Annotated in this window: 17 protein-coding genes and 1 pseudogene; 5 read left to right on the top strand and 13 right to left on the bottom strand. The window is 67.5% G+C overall.

What is annotated here, in order from left to right:
- The 8 genes from ACWDTD_RS17905 to glf form a co-directional block, all read right to left on the bottom strand.
- Entirely contained in the window at window positions 1-543 is a 543-nt protein-coding gene (locus tag ACWDTD_RS17905) for a DUF732 domain-containing protein (RefSeq protein ID WP_449748479.1), read from the bottom strand.
- A 160-nt stretch (window positions 544-703) separates the two neighbouring features.
- Window positions 704-2,128: an alpha/beta hydrolase-fold protein gene (locus ACWDTD_RS17900; protein WP_449748478.1), complete on the bottom strand. Its 1,425-nt coding sequence runs from the start codon at window positions 2,126-2,128 to the stop codon at window positions 704-706.
- 357 nt (window positions 2,129-2,485) lie between these two features.
- Window positions 2,486-3,535, bottom strand: coding sequence for an alpha/beta hydrolase (locus tag ACWDTD_RS17895; RefSeq protein ID WP_449748477.1), 1,050 nt, complete (start codon window positions 3,533-3,535; stop codon window positions 2,486-2,488).
- Window positions 3,536-3,844: 309 nt separating this feature from the next.
- Complete coding sequence (locus ACWDTD_RS17890; protein ID WP_449748519.1) at window positions 3,845-5,926, bottom strand: hypothetical protein; 2,082 nt, start codon at window positions 5,924-5,926, stop codon at window positions 3,845-3,847.
- A gap of 259 nt (window positions 5,927-6,185) precedes the next feature.
- Window positions 6,186-7,103: a decaprenyl-phosphate phosphoribosyltransferase gene (locus ACWDTD_RS17885; protein ID WP_449748476.1), complete on the bottom strand. Its 918-nt coding sequence runs from the start codon at window positions 7,101-7,103 to the stop codon at window positions 6,186-6,188.
- Window positions 7,100-7,726, bottom strand: a complete 627-nt coding sequence (locus tag ACWDTD_RS17880; RefSeq protein ID WP_449748475.1) for a phosphatase PAP2 family protein — start codon at window positions 7,724-7,726, stop codon at window positions 7,100-7,102. Before ACWDTD_RS17880 ends, ACWDTD_RS17885 begins: the two co-directional genes overlap by 4 nt.
- On the bottom strand, window positions 7,707-9,779 hold the full coding sequence (locus ACWDTD_RS17875) for a glycosyltransferase (protein ID WP_449748474.1): 2,073 nt from the start codon (window positions 9,777-9,779) through the stop codon (window positions 7,707-7,709). The genes ACWDTD_RS17880 and ACWDTD_RS17875 overlap by 20 nt, the downstream gene beginning before the upstream one ends.
- Window positions 9,780-11,006: a UDP-galactopyranose mutase gene (gene glf / locus ACWDTD_RS17870; protein WP_449748473.1), complete on the bottom strand. Its 1,227-nt coding sequence runs from the start codon at window positions 11,004-11,006 to the stop codon at window positions 9,780-9,782.
- A gap of 186 nt (window positions 11,007-11,192) precedes the next feature.
- Between glf and ACWDTD_RS17865 the strand changes: the two genes are divergently transcribed.
- Window positions 11,193-11,999 (top strand): PIG-L deacetylase family protein, encoded by an 807-nt coding sequence (locus tag ACWDTD_RS17865; protein WP_449748472.1) that lies wholly within the window; start codon window positions 11,193-11,195, stop codon window positions 11,997-11,999.
- 41 nt (window positions 12,000-12,040) lie between these two features.
- The gene (locus ACWDTD_RS17860) at window positions 12,041-12,712 is read left to right on the top strand and encodes a GAF and ANTAR domain-containing protein (RefSeq protein ID WP_449748518.1); all 672 of its coding nucleotides are present in this window, start codon (window positions 12,041-12,043) and stop codon (window positions 12,710-12,712) included.
- Window positions 12,713-12,809: 97 nt separating this feature from the next.
- Here the strand turns inward: ACWDTD_RS17860 and ACWDTD_RS17855 are convergent, their stop codons facing one another.
- From ACWDTD_RS17855 to ACWDTD_RS17840, 4 genes and pseudogenes are all read right to left on the bottom strand, one after another.
- Window positions 12,810-14,375, bottom strand: coding sequence for a SpoIID/LytB domain-containing protein (locus ACWDTD_RS17855; protein ID WP_449748471.1), 1,566 nt, complete (start codon window positions 14,373-14,375; stop codon window positions 12,810-12,812).
- A 219-nt stretch (window positions 14,376-14,594) separates the two neighbouring features.
- On the bottom strand, window positions 14,595-15,464 hold the full coding sequence (locus tag ACWDTD_RS17850; protein ID WP_449748470.1) for an HAD hydrolase family protein: 870 nt from the start codon (window positions 15,462-15,464) through the stop codon (window positions 14,595-14,597).
- Window positions 15,461-16,275: pseudogene (locus ACWDTD_RS17845) on the bottom strand (lysophospholipid acyltransferase family protein). The gene ACWDTD_RS17850 and the pseudogene ACWDTD_RS17845 overlap by 4 nt, the downstream one beginning before the upstream one ends.
- Window positions 16,276-16,312: 37 nt before the next feature.
- Window positions 16,313-17,077 (bottom strand): lysophospholipid acyltransferase family protein, encoded by a 765-nt coding sequence (locus ACWDTD_RS17840; RefSeq protein ID WP_449748469.1) that lies wholly within the window; start codon window positions 17,075-17,077, stop codon window positions 16,313-16,315.
- A gap of 50 nt (window positions 17,078-17,127) precedes the next feature.
- On the opposite strand from ACWDTD_RS17840, the gene ACWDTD_RS17835 reads away from it, so the two are divergent.
- The 3 genes from ACWDTD_RS17835 to ACWDTD_RS17825 all read left to right on the top strand — a co-directional run bounded on the left by ACWDTD_RS17835 (window position 17,128) and on the right by ACWDTD_RS17825 (window position 20,418).
- Window positions 17,128-17,349, top strand: a complete 222-nt coding sequence (locus ACWDTD_RS17835; protein ID WP_449748468.1) for a hypothetical protein — start codon at window positions 17,128-17,130, stop codon at window positions 17,347-17,349.
- An 83-nt stretch (window positions 17,350-17,432) separates the two neighbouring features.
- Window positions 17,433-19,031 (top strand): Rieske 2Fe-2S domain-containing protein, encoded by a 1,599-nt coding sequence (locus ACWDTD_RS17830; RefSeq protein WP_449748467.1) that lies wholly within the window; start codon window positions 17,433-17,435, stop codon window positions 19,029-19,031.
- A gap of 136 nt (window positions 19,032-19,167) precedes the next feature.
- Entirely contained in the window at window positions 19,168-20,418 is a 1,251-nt protein-coding gene (locus tag ACWDTD_RS17825) for an arginine deiminase (protein ID WP_449748466.1), read from the top strand.
- A 33-nt stretch (window positions 20,419-20,451) separates the two neighbouring features.
- On the opposite strand, the gene ACWDTD_RS17820 is transcribed toward ACWDTD_RS17825, so the two are convergent.
- The gene (locus tag ACWDTD_RS17820) at window positions 20,452-22,644 is read right to left on the bottom strand and encodes a hypothetical protein (RefSeq protein WP_449748465.1); all 2,193 of its coding nucleotides are present in this window, start codon (window positions 22,642-22,644) and stop codon (window positions 20,452-20,454) included.
- Between the last annotated feature and the right edge of the window lie 50 nt (window positions 22,645-22,694).

Genomic DNA, 22,694 nt, shown 5'->3' with positions numbered 1-22,694 from the left:
TCAGCAGTAGTTCTCATGGGCGGCCTTGATCACCTTGTCGGCCTTGGCGCCCGCTTCGTTCACGTTCTGGGTCCCCGGACCGACCAGCGCGGTGACGAACGCCTTCACGGTGGTGGGATCGGCACCTTTCGCCTGCTGCGCGCAGACGTAGTCGGCGGCATTGAGCGCGACGGTGTTGTCGGTGTCGCCCATGAACGTGACGTTCTGCGCCTTGAGGGCCGCGAGGTACTTCTGGCCCTTCGCGCTGACCGGCTCACCGTTGGGTCCGGGGAAGCTCGGCGGCACGGTGGTGCCCGTGGTCGGAGCCGTCGCGGGGAGCTTGGTGGCCCCCGACACCGGAGTGGTGACCTTCTGGGTCGTACTGCCGGGCGCCGCAGAGGTCGCCGACGACGCGGCCGGCGACGAGTACATCGATGTCGTCGTGATCGGATCGCTGGTGATCGGAGCACTCGCCGTCGAATCGTCGGAGCACGCGCTGACCGCCCCGACGAGCATTGCCACGCCCGCCACCATCACACCGACCCGAAAGAACTTGCTCATCATCACTTCCTCGTCACACTCCGCCAATGGGCTGACCCACCGAGCGCAAGGCTACCCCGGCGGGGGTGGTCCGCCGACCAGCGCACACCCGCCACCTGCGAAAACCTCCGGATTCCACAGAGAGATCTCAGGGCAGCCACACCGCACACCGAACATCACGGCGTCACTTGGTGATCTGGGCGCCACCGGTGGGGGTCCAGGAGATCTTGCCGCGCTGGAAGAGGTTGAACCGACCCTTGCCGTCGCGGGTGGGCAGTTCGTCGCTCAGCGGCAAGCCCAGCCGTCCCCCCGGACCGCCGACCGAGACGTAGGCGCCACCGATCGCGCCGGTGACCTCCTTCGGCCCCTTCGGCCCGGTGATGATCCGGCCCTTGTAGAAGTCCTGCGCGCGCCCGCCCGGCACGGCGTACTCCGGGGTGAGGCACCCGCCGAGCTGGTTGGCGTCGGCCACCTTCTTGAACGGTCCCGACACCGTGCAGGCCACCTTGTCGCCGGCGAGGCCGAGAGCGGCGGCCGCCTGCGGCCAGGCCTGGGCCATCTCGAACTCCCAGTAGGGCCACGTGTGGGTGCCCGACGGCCGGTAGACGGCCTGCCCGGGGATGCCGAGTTCGTTGAGTTTGATCGCGAATTGCTGTGAGGTGACGCGGCTGAGCAGTTCGAGTCCCACGCCCGAGTAATTGGTGGCCAGCAGCGGGATGTCCGACGGCTTGTCGTGCGGGCCCACCATGCCGTTGCCCGACGAGATGTACAGACTGGTGCCCTGCAGCTTGTCGGCGAGCAGGTAGGGATCGTGTTCCTTCCAGGCGGGGTCGCTGGGCGGGCCGAACATCTTCATCGAGTCGTAGCCGCCACCATCACGCACGGCGAACTGGATGGCCTGCGGCATGCCGGTCGACGACATCTGCAAGATGCCCGAGAACGACGCCGCGAACTTGTAGAACCCGGGGTTGCGGGCGGCGAGCATCATCGCGGCCGAGCCGCCCATGGACAGCCCCTCGATACCGCGGACGTCCGTCGAACGCCACTGCCCCTCGATGATCGGCGGCAGTTCGTGGATCAGGAACGTCTCCCACTTGTAGTTCTTGCCCTTGTCGGGTTCTTTCCAGTCGGTGTAGAAGCTCGACTCACCGCCGATCGGCAGGATGACGTTGACGTTCTTGTCCTTGTAGAAGTCGACGATGTTGGTGTTGAGCACCCATCCGCTCTGATCGTCCTGCGCGCGCAGTCCGTCGAGCATGGTCAGCTGCGGGAACTTCGCGTCGGGGCGGGCCCACCAGTCGCGCGCGAGGAGCAGTTGCACCTGGATGTCGGTGTTCATGGCCGGGGAATGCACCCACAGCGCGACGCGGCGGTCGGTGTACCAGTACGTCTTGGTGACCCGCGCCGGCTCGGTGGGCGCGGCCGCCGGGCTGGGGGCCGGCGCTGCGGGCGCGGCCTGCGGCGCGGGCGGATTTGCCGGCGGGTTAGCCGGCGGGTTTGCCGGCGCACCGGGAGCGACGGGCGGTGCTGCGGGCGGATCTGCCGACGCCACACCCGCGACCATCACACCCGACACCACGGCCACCGTGGTGGCCACGGTCGCCACCATGCGCGCGATACGTCTCGCAGGTGTCGACCCGCGTCTCGCGCCACGGTCGACCCATTCACCCTCAACCACTCGCCGCATCCGTCTCCAGCTCCTTCAGCACCTGTCGGTGGCGTCGCCTTCGAGGAGCGGGCCGTCAACTGCTTCCCCAACAGTCACACACGCCTCAGCAACCTCATTACGCCTCAGGTGTTTCTTACACGGCCGCGAGGGGGTTATCGCGACGCCACGCTGTGATTGATGAGATTTATGTGACTTGTGGGGTGGTTGATACTTCCCGGGTTGGCTTGGCAGCCAACGGCGACGGCCCCGCCCGGACGTGAATCCGGGCGGGGCCGCCGAGGTACTGCGAGGTGGGATCTAGCGGAAGAAGCCTCGTGCGTAGGCGTTCCAGACCATGTCCTGCCAGTAGCCCCACGCGTGGGTGCCGTTGGCGTCGTAGGTCATCAGGTTGATGCCCTGGATGGTGGCCGCGAACTGGAAGGCCAACCGCTGCGAGAGGGCCAGCATTTCCAGCGTCGAACCCTTGAACAGGTCGTCGAACACGTTGGGCAGCGCGTTGTAGCGGCCGAACAGTCCGTTACCCGAGCCGGTGAACACCTTCAGGTGATGCATCCGGTTGATGAGCAGGAACGGGTCGTTGTCATCCCACCGCGGGTCCCACGGAGGACCCCACATGGCGTCGACGTTCCACGGCCTGGGATCGACGTCGAGCATGGCCAGTCGCAACATCGTGTGCATACCGGGGGCGCTCAGGAAGTCGTAGCCCGAGAGCGATCCGGCGGCGTAGTACAGATCGGGCCGCTTGGCGGCGAGAACCAGCGCGGCGTTGCCGCCCGACGAGATACCCATGACCGCGTACTTGCCGTTCTTGCCCTTGAACCCGCGGGCACGCAGGGCAGGCACCAGGCGGTTCTGGATGACGCATTCCCACATGTACCGACGCTGCTGGCCGTTGAAGTTACTCGGCGCGTTCCAGTTGGTGTAGAAGCTGGCCGGTCCGCCGATGGGCTCGACGACGTTGACGCCGCGGTTCACCAGTTCCTGGACGTTGGTGTTGATCTCCCAGCCGCTGAAGTCGTACTGGGCGCGCATGCCGTCGAGCAGGATCACCGTGCGCTGGTTCTGCGGCTTGAACCACGACCGCACACGGACCACGCCGGGACGCATCGACTTGTTGCCGAAGGCACCGTTCGTCGGCATCCCGCAGGCGTCGATCGTCCAATCGTTCTTGCCGACACGCGTGCCGTTGATCGTTGCCTGCGCCTCACCCGCTCCGCCGGTGACCGCAGCCAGACCCGCGACGGTCAGAATCGCGAGCGTCGCCGCTACGAGGCGGCTACGCAGCCCCACCCGGCTCCTCGACCGGCGCTTGCGCCGCGCCCCGTTCTCCAACGCACCTGTCCCCATCGACTGAACTCTCCTCTGGTACCGGCGGCGACGCACTCGCACGAATGCGTCTCCGGCCGGATCGTTATGTCTACGACACCGTGTCGACCCCGAATCGCGGCCGTCACATGCGGCACAACCGCCTCATCAGCCGCACTGGCCGACGAGTGGCGAGCCTATTGCATGTCTGCCACGCCGACAATTGCTGTGATGTTCGCCATAGCAATTGTCGTGGTGAACAGCACGGTGGCTTCCGGGTGTCGCCCGGTCCCCCCTCTTATCGGACCCTCAGGTGCCGACGTTACCGATTCGAGACAAAAAAGATCAAACTCATCGAGGATGAATTCGCGGTGGGATCGGTAGCCCGCACCGCTGCAGCTCGTACTCGGGATTGCGCTGGATCCGATAGTCGGTGAACGTGAATGAGTCCTTCAGATTCTGTTTGAACCGGGCGAAGGACCACACTCCCTCGTAGGACTTCACCCGTGCCTTCGTGTCCGGGCAGGTGAGCGCCACCTTGGCCTGCGCGACGACGTCCTCGTCGAGCGAGAGCGGCAGCACCGGGCGACGCGGATAGGCGCCCGCCTCGGCCACCACCCACTCCGCGGGCAGGTTCTTGTCGTGCCCGATGCGACCGTCCTCGAGACGTTCGGTGTGTGCCGCGATCGGGTACGCCAGTCCCATCTGATCGATGACACGGACGTCGAGCGGCGCGTTCATGCTGGTCATACCCATGTTGAGGAAGTAGACGGTGACCTTGCGCTTGCTCTCGGGAGTGTTGTCGGGCAGTTTCACCACGGTCCAGTCGTCGTAGTTCGCCGTGGGCAGCACCACGCCGCCCTGCGTGCGGAACTCGTCGATGCGTTCGACCATGGCCCGCATCCGCGGATAGTCGAGGTAGTCCGCGGCGGTCACCGGGTTCTCGATGCCCATGTTGGTCACGTAGAACCGTCGTTCGTCGACGATGCCGCTGCGACCGATGTCGATACCGGCGTTGGGCAGCTCGTTCTCGTGGTTGACCACGGCCCAGACGATGGTGGTGATGCAGATGGCCGCCATCACGGTGGCGCCACCGAGCTGCACCAGGGCGCGCCGACGGCGGGTGGTATCCGCTGGGCGAGACGCCGAGCGATCGGCCGAGCGGGCAAACACCGCGCGCAGCGCCGCCCGGCCGGGCACCGTGACCGGTACCACCATCACCGGCAGCAGCAGGGTGAACAAGGGGGTGAGCAGCACGCGGCCGTGCATGAAGTCGCCGCCCTGACGCAACCAGTACAGACCGACGATCAGGCCGGCGAGCAGAATCGCCACCACCACCCCGGTCGGGGTCTGCAAGCCCTGCGACCAGCCCGCCAAACGGGTGCGCAGGCCGCGCCGGGACGCGGGCGGCGACGCGGGGTCGGAGACTTCAGGGTCGGGGGCTTCGAGGTCGGGGGCTTCAGGGTCGGGGGCTTCAGGGTCGGGGGCTTCGAGGTCGGGATCGGTACGGGTGTCGGCTCGCAACCTGTTGCCGACGATGAGCAGCACACCGGCCACCACCGCCAGGATCACCGGCAGTACCAGCAGGTACGGGCCGAACAGATTGCCGAGGTAGACGAAACCCTGATGCCACTTTGACCCACTCGCATCCTTGGCCACGGCCGGATTGGGTACGAGCAGCGCGTAATAGCCCATCCGGAAGATCTGATAGCCCACCGGCAAGACGGCCGCCACCACGATCACCGCGATCCGCATCTTCCATCCCAGCGGGGCCAAGAACACCACCAGCAGCGCGATCCCGCCGATGATGGTGAGCTCGGGACGCACCAGGGGCGCGAGGCCGGCCCAGAACGCCAGGAACAGCGTGGCCGCGCTCCCCCAGGCAGTCGCGGCGTCGCCGCGGGGCCGTCGACTCCAGGCCACCAGCTGACACCACAGCACCGCCACCCAGAAGATGCACAGCCCGTTCTCCAGTCCGCTGGTCGCGAAATCGCGTGCGGGCGGAATCGCGATGTAGACCACCGCACCCAGCGGAACCAGCAGGCTCACCGCCGTACCGTCGAGGCCGCCGAGCCGGGTGCGCAGCAGTCGTGCGGTGCCGTACATGGCGATCGGCACCGCCGACACGGAGAGCACCAGCGCCACCCACAGGGCCACGTACTCGAGCTGACCGTCGGTCACCCAGGCCCAGAACCACAACAGATAGGTCCACGCGACCGAGGTGTTGGCCTCCACGCGTTCGCCCATGTTGAACACGGGGCCGTTGCCCGCGAACAGGTTCCGCAATGTGCGCAGGACGATCAGTCCGTCGTCGGCGATCCAGCGGCGTTGCCAGGCGCCGATGGCGAAGAACGTGGTGACCGCGATCGCACCGACGAGAAAACTGCCGATAGCGGTCCACTCCCGCGGGCCCCACGAACGCCACGTCGTCACGCGCCGGCTGGGCGGTGGGGTGTCGGCACCGTCGTCGGAATCGTCGGAATCCTGGGCACGCTCGACGGGATCCTGGGCACGCTCGACGGGATCCTGGGCACGCTCGACGGGATCCTGGGCACGCTCGTCGGGATTCTGGGCACGCTCGACGGGTTCGGGCTCCGGGTCGTGCTGGAGACGGTGTCGGCCGGCGGACACCCGCGGGAGGACCAAGGTCGGCGACTCCGCATCGGCCACAGGCGCGCCGGGCGGCGGCGTTCTAGACGGCATAGACCGCGACCGCCACGCACACGATCCAGGCCACGGCGAGCACCTCGAGCACACGGTCGGAGAACGCGATCTCTTCCGGCTCCCCCGCCGACCCGCCGTCGACGACAACCGCGTAGCGGAGGATGGCAATGGTGAAGGGCACCATGGAAATGGCGTAGAACACGTTGGTGTCGTGCCCGGAGTTCTTGTCGAAGGCCCACAGCCCGTAGAAGGCCACCACGGCCGTGGCCGCCAGCGTCCACACGAACCGCAGGTAGGTGGTGGTGTAGTACTGCAGCGCCTTGCGGATCTTGGCGCCGGTCCGCTCGGCGAGCTGCAACTCGGCGTAGCGCTTGCCCGCGGCCATGAACAACGAGCCGAAGGCCATGACCAACAGGAACCACGACGAGAGCTTGATCTCGGTGGCGGTACCACCGGCGATCGCGCGCAACAGGAACCCCGACGAGACGATGCAGATGTCGAGCACCGCCTGGTTCTTCAGGCCGAAACAGTAGCCGAGCTGCACCACCAGGTAGATCGCGATGACCACCGCGGTCTGCCAGTTGGCCACCAGCGACACCGCCAGCGATGCCACGCCGAGGACCACCGCGAGGGTGTAGGCCAGCGGCACCGGGACCACGCCCGCCGCGATCGGCCGGAAGCGCTTGGTGGGGTGATTGCGGTCGGACGCGACGTCGATCGCGTCGTTGATCAGGTAGATGCACGACGCCGCCAGGCAGAACGCGATGAACGCGATCCCGGCGTGCCAGAGCACGTTGACGTCGGTGATGTTGCCCGCGGCCAGCGGCGCTGCGAGCACCAGGACGTTCTTGACCCACTGTCGGGGGCGGAGTGCCTTGATGAGTCCTTCGGCCAAGTTCTTGGGTGGCCCGAGCACTTTTCCGTGCTCGATCGGCTCCTCGCTCATGCCTCTCCTCGGTTCCTCGTCGCCGGCCCGGCTGCGGCACGCTCGATCCACGTGTCGCCGGCGATGACGGCTCCGGCACTCAGTGCGCCGATCGCGGCGCCCGCGGCGACGTCGCTCGGGTAGTGCACGCCGAGAACGAGCCGCGACGTGAGCATAGGCGGCACCAGCAGAGCGGGGAGCAGGTAGGGCGGCAAACCGGCCGCCCGGCCGATCAGGATGGCCGCGGCGGTGGTCGACGTGGCGTGCGACGACGGGAAGCTCAACTTGCTCGGCGTGGACACTCCCACACTGATGCGGGGGTCGTGGGGCCGTGGGCGACGGACGATGCGTTTGATGATGACCGACGCGGCATGAGAACCGAAGGCGCCCACGCCCGCCTCGACCCAGCGTCGCTGCGCGCGCTCGTCGCCGCGGCGCGCGGCCACGCCCCAGCCGAGCGCGCTGATCGCCAGCCAACCCAGGGAGTGCTCACCGAAGTGTGAGAGCGCACGTGCGGTGGGCAGCACGCCGGGCTTCGATGTCAGCGCGTGCTGGATCGCGATCAGTGCCGCGACCTCGCCTGTCGGCGCAGGTGACGAGTCCCCCGCCGGCTGTGGCACACCGTCACTCGATTCCGAAGACACCCGCCCAGCTCTCCTTACTGGTCAGTTCCCGGTGCTTGGCGCGGTACTGCTGCGCCATGTCCGGGAACCTCTCGTTGAGTTCGCGGATCAGTGCCGCGGATTCTCGGGCCAGCGCGATCATCTTGTCGCGGTCGCGCTGGCGATACACCACGCCGCGCCCATCGGCGGTGGTGACGGTGACACCGTCCACCCGGCCCAGACTGAACCACCGCGCCTCGATCGGCGGGTAGTTCGCCTGCGGCACCTCGTGATGACGAGGGTCGGCCGGGCGCAGGTTGTTGCGCACCACGCCCGCCAGCGCCCGCAGCTTGCTCACCGGGTTGGTGGGCACGTGGGTGCCCAGGTGGGTGGCCTCACCACTGGTCTTGGGCAGCACCTGCGCCGACGGCAGCACCACCGCGTCGGGGAACTGCTTGCGCATCTGCGCCACCTTGGGCAGCGCGGTGGGCAGCAGGTCACGGATGTGGTCGGGACCCGCCAAGAAGTCGCGAATCGCCTCGTTCTGAATCGCAACCGTCGAATACTCAAGGCAGAGAAGATGTTTGGCGGTGGCCTTGGCCATCGACTGCAGAATGCCCTTGATGGGCCCGTCGTGATGGATCGCCGCGACCACCAGCCGGTTCCGCAGATGGAAGTAGGCCTGCCAGTCGATGGCGTCGTCCTTGTCGCTCCATGCCATGTGCCAGATCGCGATACCCGGGACTGTCGCCGTGGGGTACCCGGCTTTGGCCGCGCGCAAAGCGAATTCCCAGTCGTCCCACTTGATGAACAGCGGCATCGGCAGACCGATCTGCTCCGCGCATTCGCGGGGGATCATGCACATCCACCAGCCGTTGCCCTCGACGTCGATCCGTCGATGCAGGTTCTTCGAGTTCTCCAGATCGCGCAGCGGGTAGCGCGCGAAGTTGTGGTCGTATTCGACGAACGGTGCCGAGGTCCACATGAAGTTGTGGTGGTTGATCACCTCGCCCATGCTGTGCAGGTGGCTGCGGTCCTGCAGATTGAGCATCTGACCGCCGACGAGCATGGGGGACTTGGCAAATCGCGACATGGCCAGCGCACGCAGGATCGAGTCCGGCTCGATGGCGATGTCGTCGTCCATGTAGAGGATGTAGGGACTGTCGGTGAGCCGCAGCGCCTCGTACATGATGCGGGCGTAGCCGCCCGAACCGCCGAGGTTGGGCTGGTCGAAGATGTGCAGCCGGTCACCGAGCGCCGCGGCGGCCTCGGCGAATCCGGGCTCGTCGACCACCTTGCGCGTGCCCTGATCGGGCATCAGCACCGCGTCGATCACCTGATCCACCAACGGATCCGACGTCAGCGCGGCGAGCGCGTTCACCGCGTCGGTGGGCCGGTTGAAGGTCGGGATACCGACGGTGACACCGCCCCCGCCGGTCGAGCCGCCCCCGCCGGCCGAGCCGTCCCCGCTGGTCGAGCCACCCCCGCCGGTTGAGCCGCCCCCGCTGGTCGAACCGTCCCCGCTGGTTGAGCCGTCCCCGCTGGTTGAGCTTGTCGAAACCACCGGCGCATACCAGCCCGCGGAGATGATTTCGGTGTCGGTGTCGGTGGTGACGTCGAACCAGATCCAGCCGCCGTCCTCGAACGGACCGAGATCGAGTTCGAATTCGATGACGCCGTGGCCGTTCTCGTCGGTGGGCACCAGATCGCCACCGATACCGATCCGCGCGCCGTTGAACTTCGACCGGTAGAGATCCACGCGGCAGGCGCCCACCACCTCGATGCGCAGCACCACCGAGGTGAGCACGGTCCAGCGTCGCCAGTACGACGCCGCGAAACCGTTGAAGTAGCTCTCGAAACTCACTTCCGATTCGGCGCCGAGCAGCACGGAGGTGCGCGACGGCGAGTGGGCCCGCCGAGTGTTGCTCCACGACTCGACCAGGTAGAGCGACCGCACGTCCAGCGGTTCACCCGGACGCGGAAAGATCACTCGCTGCAGCAGTTCGACGGCCTTCGACGTCGGTGCCGTCTCCTGACGCAGTTGCGGTTCGCCGCCGGTTGCGCCCGATGCCTGTTCGGTCGGGGTCACGCTCATCTACTCCACCTCCGCCAGCGGCGTCCCGTCGCGCAGGTGCGGCGCCAGCGTGTTGTCGAACATGGTGAGCGCACTCGCGATCGCCATGTGCATGTCCAGATACTGGTAGGTGCCCAACCGGCCGCCGAACAGCACCTTCGCGGTGCCGGTCTCGGCGCGGGCCAGGTCCCGGTAGGCGGCGAGCTTGGCGCGGTCCTCCGGGGTGTTGATCGGGTAGTAGGGCTCGTCGTCGTCTTCGGCGAATCGGCTGTACTCCCGCATGATCACGGTCTTGTCGGTGGGATAGGTGTCCCGCTCCGGATGGAAGTGCCGGAACTCGTGGATGCGCGTGTAGGGCACGTCGGCGTCGTTGTAGTTCATCACCGGGGTGCCCTGGAAGTCGCCGGTGGGCAGCACTTCGGTCTCGAAGTCGAGCGTGCGCCAGCCCAGGCGGCCGGCGGAGTAGTCGAAGTAGCGATCCACCGGTCCGGTGTAGACCACCGGAGCGTCGGGACTGGTCGCCCGGATCTCGTCGCGCACCGCGAACCAGTCGGTGTTCAGGCGTACCTCGATGCGCTCGTCGGCCGCCATGTTCTGCAGCCACGCGGTGTACCCGTCCACCGGCAGACCCTCGTAGGTGTCGTTGAAGTAGCGGTTGTCGAAGGTGTAGCGCACGGGCAGTCGGGTGATGTTCCCGGCCGGCAGTTCCTTCGGGTCGGTCTGCCACTGCTTGGCGGTGTAGTGCTTGACGAACGCCTCGTAGAGCGGGCGGCCGATCAGGCTGATCGCCTTTTCCTCCAGGTTGCGCGCCTGGGCGGTGTCGATCTCGCTGGACTGCTCGGCGATGAGCGCACGCGCCTCGTCGGGGCTGTAGTAGCGGCCGAAGAACTGGCTGACCAACCCGAGGCCCATCGGGAACTGGTAGGCCTGGCCCTGGTACATCGCGAAGACGCGATGCTGGTAGGAGGTGAAATCGGTGAATTCGTTGACGTAGTCCCAGACCCTCTTGTTGGAGGTGTGGAACAGATGCGCACCGTACTTGTGGATCTCGATACCGGTCTCGGGCTCGGGTTCGGAGTAGGCATTGCCACCGAGGTGGTGGCGCCGTTCGATCACCAACACCCGCTTGCCGAGCTGGGTCGCCGCGCGTTCGGCGATGGTGAGTCCGAAGAAGCCGGAACCGACGACGATCAGGTCGACCGCACCCGGAGAGGTGCCGCCCGCCTCGACGCTGTTATTGGTGGCCACGGGTGTTCAGCCTAACCGACCACGCCCCCTCGACCTCCGGGCACACGGGCGCGTGGCATCACCGAACCCGGACGCGGTGTAATCCTCAACCGATTCACAGCTTGATCTCACATTCGGCGTAACATCTTCTCATCGGCCTGCAGCCAACCGGGCCATCCAACCGATCACATCGCGAAGGGCTGCAGCGTGACGACAACTCCTTCCCCGCCCGAGCGCGAGGCACCCGCGACTCCGGCCGAGTCGGCTCCACCGCTGGCGGCTGTACACCCCGGCGACGCCGCCCACGCCGAGGCCGGGTGGCTGCGCTGGTTGGCACTGCCCCACGGCTGGCAGCCGCTGAATCTCGACGTCAAGCGGCTGGTGGTGATCGCTGCTCACCCCGACGACGAGGTGCTCGGAGCCGGGGGGGTGGTGTTCTCCGCCGCGACTCAGGGCGTCGAAGTGGTCACCATCTGCCTCACCGACGGCCGTTCGGCTCATCCGGGCTCCTCGCCCGAACAACTCGCCGACCGTCGTCACGTGGAGATGGACACCGCCGCTGCCCTCCTCGGCCTCCACCCGCCCCGTTGGGCCGGGCTCCCGAGCGGATCACTGAGTGATTTCGCCGACGCGCTCGTCGATCTCATCGACGCCGCGGTCGCGGAGAAGCCGACCATACCGACGGGGTTGCTCGCGGTGTGGGAGAACGACGGCGAGCCCGATCATGATGCCGCCGGGGCTGCTGCGGCGTCGGTGGCCGCCCGCCGGGGCCTGCCGCTGTGGATGTACCCGGTGCGGATGTGGCACTGGGCTCACCCCGACGATCCCGCGGTGCCGTGGTCGCGGATTCGCGTCCATGACGTCGACCCGACCGTTCTCGCGGTGAAACATGCCGCCGCCCGCTCGTTCGCCGCGCAGAAGCGCGCATGGTTGCCAACCGACGAATCCCAGCCCGAACTGGGGCGTAATGTCACGTCACATCTGCTCCGGCGAACGGAGTACATCATCTCGTGAGCACCTGGCTTGGGAGTGAAGGAGGTCCGGTGACCGAAGCGATGTCGAGCAGTTTGTCGGAGGTCGCGCAGACGGTCCGGCAGTTGCAGGCCGAGAGCATCGACACCGACACCGTGCTGCGTGGCATCACCAAGGCCGCGGTGGAGACCGTCGACGGGGCCGAGTACGCGAGCGTCACCTTGGTCACCTGTGGGCGCATCGAAACCCCGGTGATGGTCGGCGACCTCGCCGGTCAGTCCGACGAGCTCCAGGCGCAACTGGGTGAGGGACCATGCGTGCGGTCGGCGGTCGACGACGTCACCGTGTGGGTCGACGACATGCGGACGGAGACGCGGTGGCCGTCGTTCGCCCCGGCCGCCGCCGACCTGGGCATCCTCTCGATGGTGTGCTTCTGCCTCTACATCGACGGCAACGACTTCGGGGCGCTCAACCTGCACAGTCCGCATCCGCATGCCTTCGACGAGGACGGGCGGGCCGTCGGACGACTGTTCGCAGCGCACGCGGCCACCGCCTTCTCCGCGGTACGCGAGAAGGAGCAGTTACGCACCGCGCTGGGCAGCCGCGATCTCATCGGGCAGGCCAAGGGCATGCTGATGGAACGCTATCGACTCGATGCCGACGCGGCCTTCTCGCTGCTGGCGCGACTCTCGCAGGACACCAACACCAAACTCGTCGACGTGGCGCGCCAGGTGATCGACGCCGGGCCCGGATAGCCGACTCATCCCGTCACCCCGGGTTCACGCGGGTGGTCTCGGTTCGCGCGGGTGGTCGACAGTCCGCGCGACCGGAGAGGTTCCGCGGGAATCGTGGTCACCGCAGCACGTCGGCCCTCGGGTAGCCGAGCACCGGGATGCCACCGCGACGCTGGTAATCGGCCAGACCCCGGCCGGCCAGCACATGCGCGCCGGTGCGTTGCGAGAAGAACATCATGCCCCGCTGGAAAAGCTGGGTGACGCCGGAGCCGTCGGGCGAAAGGGTGGGCAACCCCAGCGCCTGTCCGAGGGGCCCGGTGACGCCACCGAGGTCACCGAGTTTGCCGTTGAACGCGTCGGTGGCGATGGTGAGCAGTTGCGACGAACCGGGGATCAGGTTGTCGGCGAGACCCGCGAGTGAACCCGGATCGAGCCAGCCGAGGTCGAGCCCACCGCCGCCGGGCGCGGTGGGCGGCGCGACGATCTTGGGTTTGCTCGTCTGACCCTTCACCGCGAACCACGAGGACTTCAGCTGCAACTTGGTGCGCGCCTCCTCGCCGGTGGCCTCGACGGTGCCGCCGGAACCGGACACCCGCACCTTGAGCGCGCGGCCGTTCTCCGGACCGAGACCGTTGGCCTCGATCACCTCGAAGCTGCGCAACGCCCCCACCCCGAATGCGGACCCGATACTGGCCGCGCTCACCGTGGCGGTCCAGTTGTGGTCGGGGGAGAGCACGTCACCCTCGTCGACCACCGCCGGGAACCTGCCGCCCGCGGTGTAGCCGCCGGTGGAGGCGGAGAACTCGGCGAAGGCGGGCTGGCCGTTCTGCCGCAGGATCTGACCCGCGGTGGCGTCGGCCGCACGGTTGGTGCGGGGGTCCTCACCGGCGACGCCGCCGTACATCTGCGAGTTCTGCGTGTCGTCGATCTTCTTGCCGCCCGCAATCGCGGCAAGCGCGTAACTGCGGGCCACCACGGCCTGGGCTTTGAGCGCTTCCATGCCGCCGGAGTCGCCCCAGCCGGGCATCGACTCCTTGGCGATCACGCCCTTGACGTAGTCGTCGATGTTGAGTTTGTTCACCACGCGTCCGCCGTCGAGCCCCAGCGAGCCGCGATAGGTGGCGTTGGAGCCGCAGAATTTGAGCAGTTCGTTGAGCGGGCGCCCTGGCGCGAGGTTGATCGGGTCCACGAAGGACGCCGGGACGCTGCCCGCGGCGGCGCCGCCGCACCCGTTGGTGATGGTGGCGGTGTTGCCGGAGATGCTCACCGCCTGCCCTGGCGCGACCGGCTTGCCGCCGACGTTCGCACCCGCGGGGGCGAGCACGTTCACCGCGCCCTGCTGGCTCAGCCTGACGGTGATGTCAGGTTTGTCGGCCTTGCTCAGCGTGGTGCCGCCGTAGAAGTGGCGCAGGATCTGGGCGGCCGACCAGCCACGTTTGGCGTACCCGTAGGCGCCCCACTGTCCCATGCCGCGGCCGTGTCCGTGGCCGTGTCCGATCAACACGATCGCCGAATCGGCGGTGAGTCCGATCCCGTCGGCGCTGTGGCGGGCGCCGGGTCCGCCGAGCAGCACGCCACCGACGAGCAGAGCAGGTGCCACGGCCAGTGCCACCAGGGAGACCTTGCGGTCATGAAGCCGTCGTGGGCGCACCCTGGAGATGAACGGGTTCGACAGTCGAGACACGGCTGTCCTCGCTTCCACGCGCGCTGCTGTTACTACTGTGACTAGTGAGACCTATGTGACGATAGTGAAGTCACAACAGAATCAGCAACCACAGGACATAACAACCGCATCACGAACGCCTGGCCGGTACCGGCGGCGTCCGCGCGAAGCTCCAGGGCACCCCCGCGGGTGGAGTTCGATCAGTCGGGGTCGGCGTCGGTGCTGTCTGTTCGCGACAGCTCAGCCGAACCAGCGGGCCAGCACCCTGGCCACACCGTCCTCGTTGTTGCCGACGGTCACCTCGTCGGCTGCCGCGAGCGCCGCTGAATGCGCGTGTCCCATCGCCACTCCGTGGTGCGCCCACGAGAGCATCTCGATGTCGTTGGGCATGTCGCCGAAGGCGATGGTGCGCTCGGCCCCGAGTCCCGCGATCTCGATCAGCGTGTCGAGCCCGGATGCCTTGTGCGTGTGGGGAACCGAGAGTTCCACGAGTCCGTTGTCGGTGGAGTAGGTGATCTGGGCAACCTCACCCAATTCGGGCCGCAGCCGGGCAGCCATTTCGCTGCTCGTCATATCCGGTTCGCGCACAAGGAGTTTCACCGCAGGCTCGGAGTACACCTCGTCGTCGCCGACCTCCACGTGGTCGGGGTTGAGCCAGGCGTGCCGATAACCGGCGGTGGCGACGAACGGCGGCGTGGCCGCGTCGTGGGCGGAGACACCGACGCGCTCGGCGGCGATACCCGCCGTCGGCAGGCATCGTGCGATCGCCGAGCGCATCCCCCACAACTCGTCGGGGGTGAGCAGGGCCGAGTGCAGCACCTCGTCGCGTTCGACGTCGTAGACGATGGCACCGTTGGCGCACACCGCAAATCGCACGCTCACGCCAGTGTCGACGAACTGGTCGGTGACCTCGGCGATCCATCGTGGCGGACGGCCGGTGGCGAGCACGAATTCGGCCCCGGATACGCATGCCGCCGACAGCACGTCGAGGGTGTAGCCCGAGACGATGTTGCGGTCGTCGATGAGCGTGCCGTCGACGTCGCTGGCGATGAGTGTCGGCGGGCCGTCGAACGCGACGGCTGGTGCGCCGGCCACGCTGGCGTCGGTCATCGTGATGCCTTCCCCCCGGTGGCCTTACGCTCGCGGGCGGCGGCCCTGCGCTCGGCTTCTTCCTTCTCGATGACCGCCGCCTCCGCGGGGGTCGGTGCCGAACCGCCGAGGCGGTTGGGCACCCAGAACTCGCCGGCCGGGTGCGGGCCGTAATCGTCTTGCACCTCATACAGCAACTCGCGCATGGTTTCTCGAAGTTGCGCGGTGACCGTGCCGGCATTCGCGTCGGCCGGCACGGTGATCGGTGTACCGAACCGCACGTGCACGGGCAGCTTGCTGCGGCCCATGTTGCGTGTGCTGCCCTTGGTCCACTGCCGTTGTGATCCCCAGACGATCGTCGGGATCACCGGGACGCCCGACTCCGCCGCCATGCGCGCAGCACCGGTCTTGAACTCCTTGAGCTCGAAGCTGCGGCTGATGGTGGCCTCGGGATACACGGCCACGATTTCCCCCGCTTCAGGGAGTCCACTGCGGCGCGATAGGCGTCCTCACCGCGTGACCGGTCCACCGGCACCGTCTTCGTGCGGGTCACCAGAAACCGCATGATGGCCACGTCCATCACCTCGGACTTGATCATGAAACGCACGCGGCGACCGGCGCGGTAGACGCCGATGGCGGCGGGCAGAAAGTCGACGTACCCGGTGTGATTGATCAGCAGCACCCCGCCGCCGCGGCGCGGGACATTCTCGACGCCACTGATGTGCAGGTCGAGGCCCTGCGCCCAGCTGAGCGAGTGCGCGATGATCTCGAGGGTCCGGAACACGGGCTCGCGCTGCCGGCGAGTACCCGACGATCTGGCCGCTGTGCTCATGTCCACAGCTTATCGGCCGGTCGGCGACGCTCCGGTTCTACTGTTGCTCGTCTCCAGAACCCGCGCGCCGGGCGTCACGCGCAGCCTTCTCCTCGGCGTCGAGCTGGTTGGCCTCCTCGAGGGTGGGCGCCGACCCACCGAGCCGTGCCGGCACCCAGAACTCGCCCTGCGGATGTTCGCCGTAGGCGTCCTGCAGTTCGAGTAGTTTCTCGCTCATCACCTTGTGTAGTTGCGCGGTGAGGGTGTCGGGGTCACCGACCGGTTCGATCGGCTCGGCGACACCGATCATGATCTTGTAGTGGTGTCGACCCAGCCGCTTGGGGTAGCCCTTGGTCCATACCCGCTGAGCCCCCCAGATCACCGTCGGGATGATCGGTGCACCCGACTCCAGGGCCATCCGTGCGGCCCCGGACTTGAAGTCCTTGATCTCGAAACTGCGGCTGATCGTCGCCTCCGGGTAGACCCCCACCAGTTCACCGCGTTGGAGATACTCGACGGCGGCGCGGTAGCTCTCGGCACCCGCGGCGCGATCCACCGGGATGTGCTTGAGCGCCCGCATGATGGGACCCGAGATCTTGTTGTCGAAGACCTCTTTCTTGGCCATGAACCGCACGTAGCGATGGCCTTGCAAGAAGGCCGGAATCCCGGCGTAGGTGAAGTCGAGGTACCCGGTGTGGTTGATCGCGATCACCCCCGGACCCGTCTTCGGGACGTTCTCCACCCCCGAGATCTCGAACTTCAAGCCCTCGGCCAGCCACAGCAGTCGGGCGGTGGTGATCACGGAGGCGTAGACGGGTTCCATAGCTGACGAGCTTAGCCGCGCGTCCACTTGCGCCATTCGCGTATTCGGCGGTGAGTGCCGTTGCGGGCACGCTCAACGCGGATGCGGGCACGCCCAACGCGGATGTGGGCACGGTCGACGCGGATGTGGGCACGCTCGACGCGGATGCGGGCACGCCCAACGCGGATGTGGGCACGCTCAACGCGGATGCGGGCACGCTCGACGCGGATGCGGGCACGCTCAACGCGGATGCGGGCACGCTCGACCGGCGAGCTGGTACCGAAGGCCCATGACGCCCACCGGCCGCGCTCGATAGATTGGTAAGTCGAGTGCACCACCCGCGCCAGCCCGCGCACGCCCCACGAAAGGTCCCACGTTGCAGATCACGAGCATCGGACACGCCGGTTTCCACCTGCAGACCAAGGCGGGATCGATCCTCTGCGATCCGTGGACCAACCCCGCCTACTTCGCGTCGTGGATACCGTTCCCCGACAACTCCGAACTGGACTGGAAAGCCCTCGGGCAGTGCGACTACCTCTACGTGTCGCACCTGCACCTCGACCACTTCGACGCCAAGAACCTGCGCGACAACGTCAGCAAGGACGCCACCGTCCTGCTGCCCGACTATCCGGTGCCCGACCTCAAGCGGGAACTCGAGAAGCTCGGCTTCACCAAGTTCGTGGAGACCACCGATTCGGTCAAGACCACCGTCGAGGGTCCCAAGGGCCCGCTCGACGTCATGATCATCGCGCTGCGCGCACCCGCCGACGGCCCGATCGGCGACTCGGGCCTGGTGGTGTCCGACGGCGAGACCACGATCTTCAACATGAACGACGCCCGCCCGATCGACCTCGACGTGATCGGCGAACAGTTCGGCCACGTCGACGTGCACATGCTGCAGTACTCGGGGGCCATCTGGTACCCGATGGTCTACGACATCCCGCGGCGCTCCAAGGCCAACTTCGCCACCCAGAAACGGCAACGTGGCATGGACCGTGCGCGGTCGTACATCGAGCAGGTCGACGCCACCTGGGTGATCCCGTCGGCCGGCCCGCCGATGTTCCTCGACGACGACCTGTTCGCGGTCAACGACCTCGGTTCCGGCCTCGATCTCCCCGAGAATGCGCGGCCGAGCGACGTGACGTCCATCTTCCCCGACCAGGAGACGTTCCTGGAGCAGATGCGCGTCCACGGCACCGATGACGGCGAACACCACCGCGGGCTGATGATGGTGTCGGGTTCGGTCGCCGAGTTCACCGGGTCGAGACTCGACGAAGTCAGTCATCCCTACCCGCCGCGTGACGTGTTCGGCGAGAACAAGCAGGCCTATCTGGAGCGGATGAAGGAGAAGTTCGCCCCGGTCATCGCCGCGGAGAAGGCCACCTGGGCACCCGCCGACGGTGACCCGTTGCTCCCGCAACTCAAGGAACTCTTCGAGCCGATCATGGTGCAGTCCGACCTGATCTGCGACGGCATCGGCTACCCGGTGGGCCTGGTGATGGGCGACGAAACCGTGGTCCTCGACTTTCCCAACCGGACCGTGCGTGAGCCCAAAGAGGGAGAAGGCAAGTATCGCTACGGTTTCCGCATCGCCCCCGAGCTCGTGCGGACGGTGCTGCGCGACGACGAACCGGACTGGGTGAACACCATCTTCCTGTCCACCCGATTCACCACGTGGCGCATCGGCGGTTACAACGAATACCTCTACACGTTCTTCAAATGCCTGACCGACGAACGGATCGCCTACGCCGACGGCTGGTTCGCCGAAGCGCACGACGACTCCTCGTCGATCACCAAGGACGGCTGGGAGATTCAGCGTCGCTGCCCGCACCTGAAGGCCGACCTCTCGAAGTTCGGCGTCATCGAGGGCGAGAAGCTCACCTGCAACCTGCACGGCTGGCAATGGGACCTGCCCACCGGCCGCTGCCTGACGTCCAAGGGACACGAACTGCGGGCCTCGCGTCTCGACGACTGACCCCGCACCCACCCGCGGCAGAGATGACCTCCGAATGGAGGTCTCGTCGGCCCCGGTGATGATCACGCAAACGCACCCGGACTGATCGCGCGACACCCCGGTATCCCTGGCACACCCTCGAGCAAAAGGACACGACATGACGACTCCATCAGCGAGTTACGGGGTTCACTCCGAGGTCGGGCGACTCCACAAGGTTCTGGTGTGCGCACCCGGACTCGCCCACGAGCGGCTGACCCCCACCAACGCCGACGACCTGCTCTTCGACGACGTGCTCTGGGTGCAGAATGCCAAGCGCGATCACTTCGACTTCATCACCACGATGCGGGATCGCGGCGTCGACGTGGTGGAACTGCACAACGTGCTCACCGAGACCATCGAGAATCCCGAGGCCCGTAGCTGGCTGCTCGACCGCAAGATCATCGCCAATGAGACCGGCATCGGGCTCGTCCGCGCGACCCGCGAGTTCCTCGACGAACTCGCCCCGCGCGACCTCGCCAAGTTCCTCATCGGCGGCCTGTCCACCACCGACCTGCCGGCCGAGGTGCGCCCGACCGGGTACATCTCGCTCGTCGACGAGGCCACCGGGCGTGGTGAGTACCTGATGCCGCCGCTGCCCAACACCCTCTACACCCGTGACACCACCTGCTGGGTGTACGGCGGGGTGACGTTGAACCCGCTGTTCTGGCCGGCGCGACACGACGAGACACTGCTCATGAAGGCGATCTACGAGTTCCATCCCGACTTCGTGGGCTCCACCGTCTGGTGGGGAGATCCCGAGAAGGATTGGGGCACAGCCACCATCGAGGGTGGCGACGTACTCGTCCCGGGTAACGGTGTGGTGTTGATCGGGATGAGCGAGCGCACCTCGCGTCAGGCCATCACACAGGTGGCCCGCGACCTCTTCGCCAGCGGAGCGGCCGAAAAGGTGGTGGTGGCCGGCATGCCGAAACTCCGTTCGGCCATGCACCTCGACACCGTGTTCACCTTCGCCGACCGCGATCTGGTGTCGGTATATCCGGCGATCATCGACACGGTCCGCCCGTTCACCCTGCTGCCCAGCGACTCCGAACCCGGTGTCGAAGTGATCGCCGAGACCGACCACTTCCTCAAGGTGGTGGAGAAGGCGTTGGGCCTGCAGAAGCTGCGCGTGGTGGAGGCCGGCGGCACCGCCTACGCGTCGGAACGGCAGCAGTGGGACAGCGGCAACAACCTCGTCGCGGTGGAGCCGGGTGTGGTGTTCGCCTACGACCGCAACACCTACACCAATGCGCTGCTGCGCAAGGAAGGGGTCGAGGTGATCACCATCGTGGGTGCCGAACTCGGTCGTGGCCGCGGCGGCGGCCACTGCATGACCTGCCCGATCATCCGCGATCCGCTGCCCGCGTGAGGCGGGTCCGGCCGTCGCGTCGCCTCGGTCGTGTCACCTCAGTTCGAGGATGCCCTCGGGTAGCGAATCGGCCACCACGTCGATTCCGTCGTCCCGCACGCTGACGGTCACGCGTTCGGCCGGTGCGCAGTGGCCGACCACGTCGACCACCGCCGTCTTCGCCGACCGTTGCGTCTCACGGTCGGTGGGGTGACCGAGCACGTGCAGATCGAGGCGTACGCCGGCCTGACGCGCGGCGGCGATCACGCGTATCCACTCCTCGTCGAGGTGGTCGCCGAGCACGATCGCGGTGCGTAGGCACGACTCCTCCACCCGCGCCGCTGCGCGCACCGCCGGATCGGTGACCAGCGCCGGGTCGGCGGCGATCTCGGTCAGCAGTGCGCGCGAGGGCGCCAGCATGTCGGCGTCGAGTTCGGTCTGCTCACGTCGCGCCAGCCGCTGGCGGGTCTGTTCCTCGCGGGCGAGAAGTTCCCCGTGATGGGCGCGCTCGATCAGTCCGGCCGGTGCGGCGGTGAACACCGCGAGCAACAACGCCGGCGCGATCACCCGTGACCGGCCGTCCACGAGGACCAGGACGATCACTATCACCACCGTGCAATCCCCCGCCCAATCGAGATTCGAAGCGGGACCGGCGATACCGGCGTCGACGGGCGGTGCGCGCAGCGTCGCCACCAAGACCACCGCTGCCGCAACCCCCATGGCGACGTGGACCCCGGCGACGACCGATGCCGGCAGGGTCGGCGCCCGACGACCGACAGCGGTGAGCACCAACAGAATTGCCGCGACAATGATCAGCACCGTGAGCGCCGGGATCGCCGAGCGGACCGTCCAGCCGCCGCGGGCGGTGGTGGCGATCAGCGCGACGGCGACGAATTCGGCGTACAGCACGGCCGCCATGTAGGTCGCCATCTCGGCGAGGGCCCGGGTCATCACACCGCGGTCGTCGACCATCTCGAGCGGCGGCACGGTCAGGGTCACCGTGGTTCCCCGCCGGGGGGCCGATTCCACGGCGACGTCGACCATCGCATCGGCGGCGCGCTGGGCGAGGGCGTTGCGCAGCTCATCCGTGCGCACGGTGCCGTCGCCGGTGTCACCGATGACGATGCGGCCGGCGGCCTGATCGACCTCGAGGGTCACCCGGTCGGCGCCGGAGTGCTTGGCCGCGTTGGTGACCGTCTCCAGGATCAGTCCGAGGATCTCCCCGCGCCGCCAGTCCGGTTGCCGCGCGAGCATGCGTTGCAGGCCCGCCGCATCGGTGATCGCGAACTCGATGTCGAGGGACCGTGCGTAGTCCACGACCTCCCCGACCGTCGCGGACGGGCGTGCGCGGACGCGGGTGAGGTCGTCGATGGCCTCGATGTCGGCGCGACACCGCGCCCGGATGAGGTCGGCGTCGCTGAGTACCGCACCCATCCCGACAGCAGCCAGGGTGTTGATCACCGTGTCGTGCAATACCCGCGATCGGCGGTCGAACGCCGCCGCCGCGGCGGCACTGCGAGCTGCCGCGCGCCGACTCCGTCCCCAGGAGCGCAGCCGGCGATCGGCGGCGTCGGCCACGTCACCGAGCCCCCCGACGGTCACCGCGACCGCCAGGGTGGAACACACCGTGTACACCGGGACGATCAGCGCGTAGTACACCCCGCCGGGAACCATGAGCGGCCCCGGCCACACCGGGGCCGACGACAACGAGAGCCCGAGCAGAACCAACACGGCGGCGAGGCTCGACAACACCGCGGCGATCAGCACCGACCGGCGCCCAGGCGTCACCATCGCCGCGGCGATGCCCACTCCGATGCTCGCATTGAGCACCACCCGCGGGGCCGACAGGTCCGAACCGGCCGCCGAGAGCGCCAGGCAGACGGCGAACACACCCCAGCTCACCACCGGCGCCCACACCGGTAACGGCCGCCACCGCAGTGCCGTCTGCGTCCGCACCGACAGCGGCAACCGGGCAAGAACGGTGGCCGTCCAGCACGCGCAATGGACGGCGAAGACGGCGACCACCAGTGCCCGATAGCCGAAAGTCGGGTCGGCGACGAAAGCGAGGAACTCGGCGGCGGGCAGCGCCCCGGACACCAGGAGTGACGCGGCGTGCAGCACCCGGGTGAGTCCCTGGGAATAGCCGGGCGGGTCCGTTACGTCCGCTACCGGGTCGCCACCGGACGGCGCATCATCGGTCGAGCTGCCCGCAGGCGCGGGCAACTCGACTTTCCGACCTCGATCCACCAGACCTCCGCGTGAGCGCTGCCAGACCATCCTCCCAGATGGGTGGATCC

It is taken from the genome of Gordonia sp. NPDC003425, from assembly GCF_053588635.1.
This window is presented reverse-complemented; position numbering and strand designations above follow the sequence as displayed.

What these genes read in the sequence shown, in the direction of transcription:
- ACWDTD_RS17905 (WP_449748479.1), bottom strand. Translation starts at nt 543, where the DNA reads ATGATGAGCAAGTTCTTTCGGGTCGGTGTGATGGTGGCGGGCGTGGCA.
- ACWDTD_RS17900 (WP_449748478.1), bottom strand. Translation starts at nt 2,128, where the DNA reads ATGGTGGCGACCGTGGCCACCACGGTGGCCGTGGTGTCGGGTGTGATG.
- ACWDTD_RS17895 (WP_449748477.1), bottom strand. Translation starts at nt 3,535, where the DNA reads ATGGGGACAGGTGCGTTGGAGAACGGGGCGCGGCGCAAGCGCCGGTCG.
- ACWDTD_RS17885 (WP_449748476.1), bottom strand. Translation starts at nt 7,103, where the DNA reads ATGAGCGAGGAGCCGATCGAGCACGGAAAAGTGCTCGGGCCACCCAAG.
- ACWDTD_RS17875 (WP_449748474.1), bottom strand. Translation starts at nt 9,779, where the DNA reads ATGAGCGTGACCCCGACCGAACAGGCATCGGGCGCAACCGGCGGCGAA.
- ACWDTD_RS17860 (WP_449748518.1), top strand. Translation starts at nt 12,041, where the DNA reads ATGTCGAGCAGTTTGTCGGAGGTCGCGCAGACGGTCCGGCAGTTGCAG.
- ACWDTD_RS17850 (WP_449748470.1), bottom strand. Translation starts at nt 15,464, where the DNA reads ATGACCGACGCCAGCGTGGCCGGCGCACCAGCCGTCGCGTTCGACGGC.
- ACWDTD_RS17840 (WP_449748469.1), bottom strand. Translation starts at nt 17,077, where the DNA reads ATGGAACCCGTCTACGCCTCCGTGATCACCACCGCCCGACTGCTGTGG.
- ACWDTD_RS17825 (WP_449748466.1), top strand. Translation starts at nt 19,168, where the DNA reads ATGACGACTCCATCAGCGAGTTACGGGGTTCACTCCGAGGTCGGGCGA.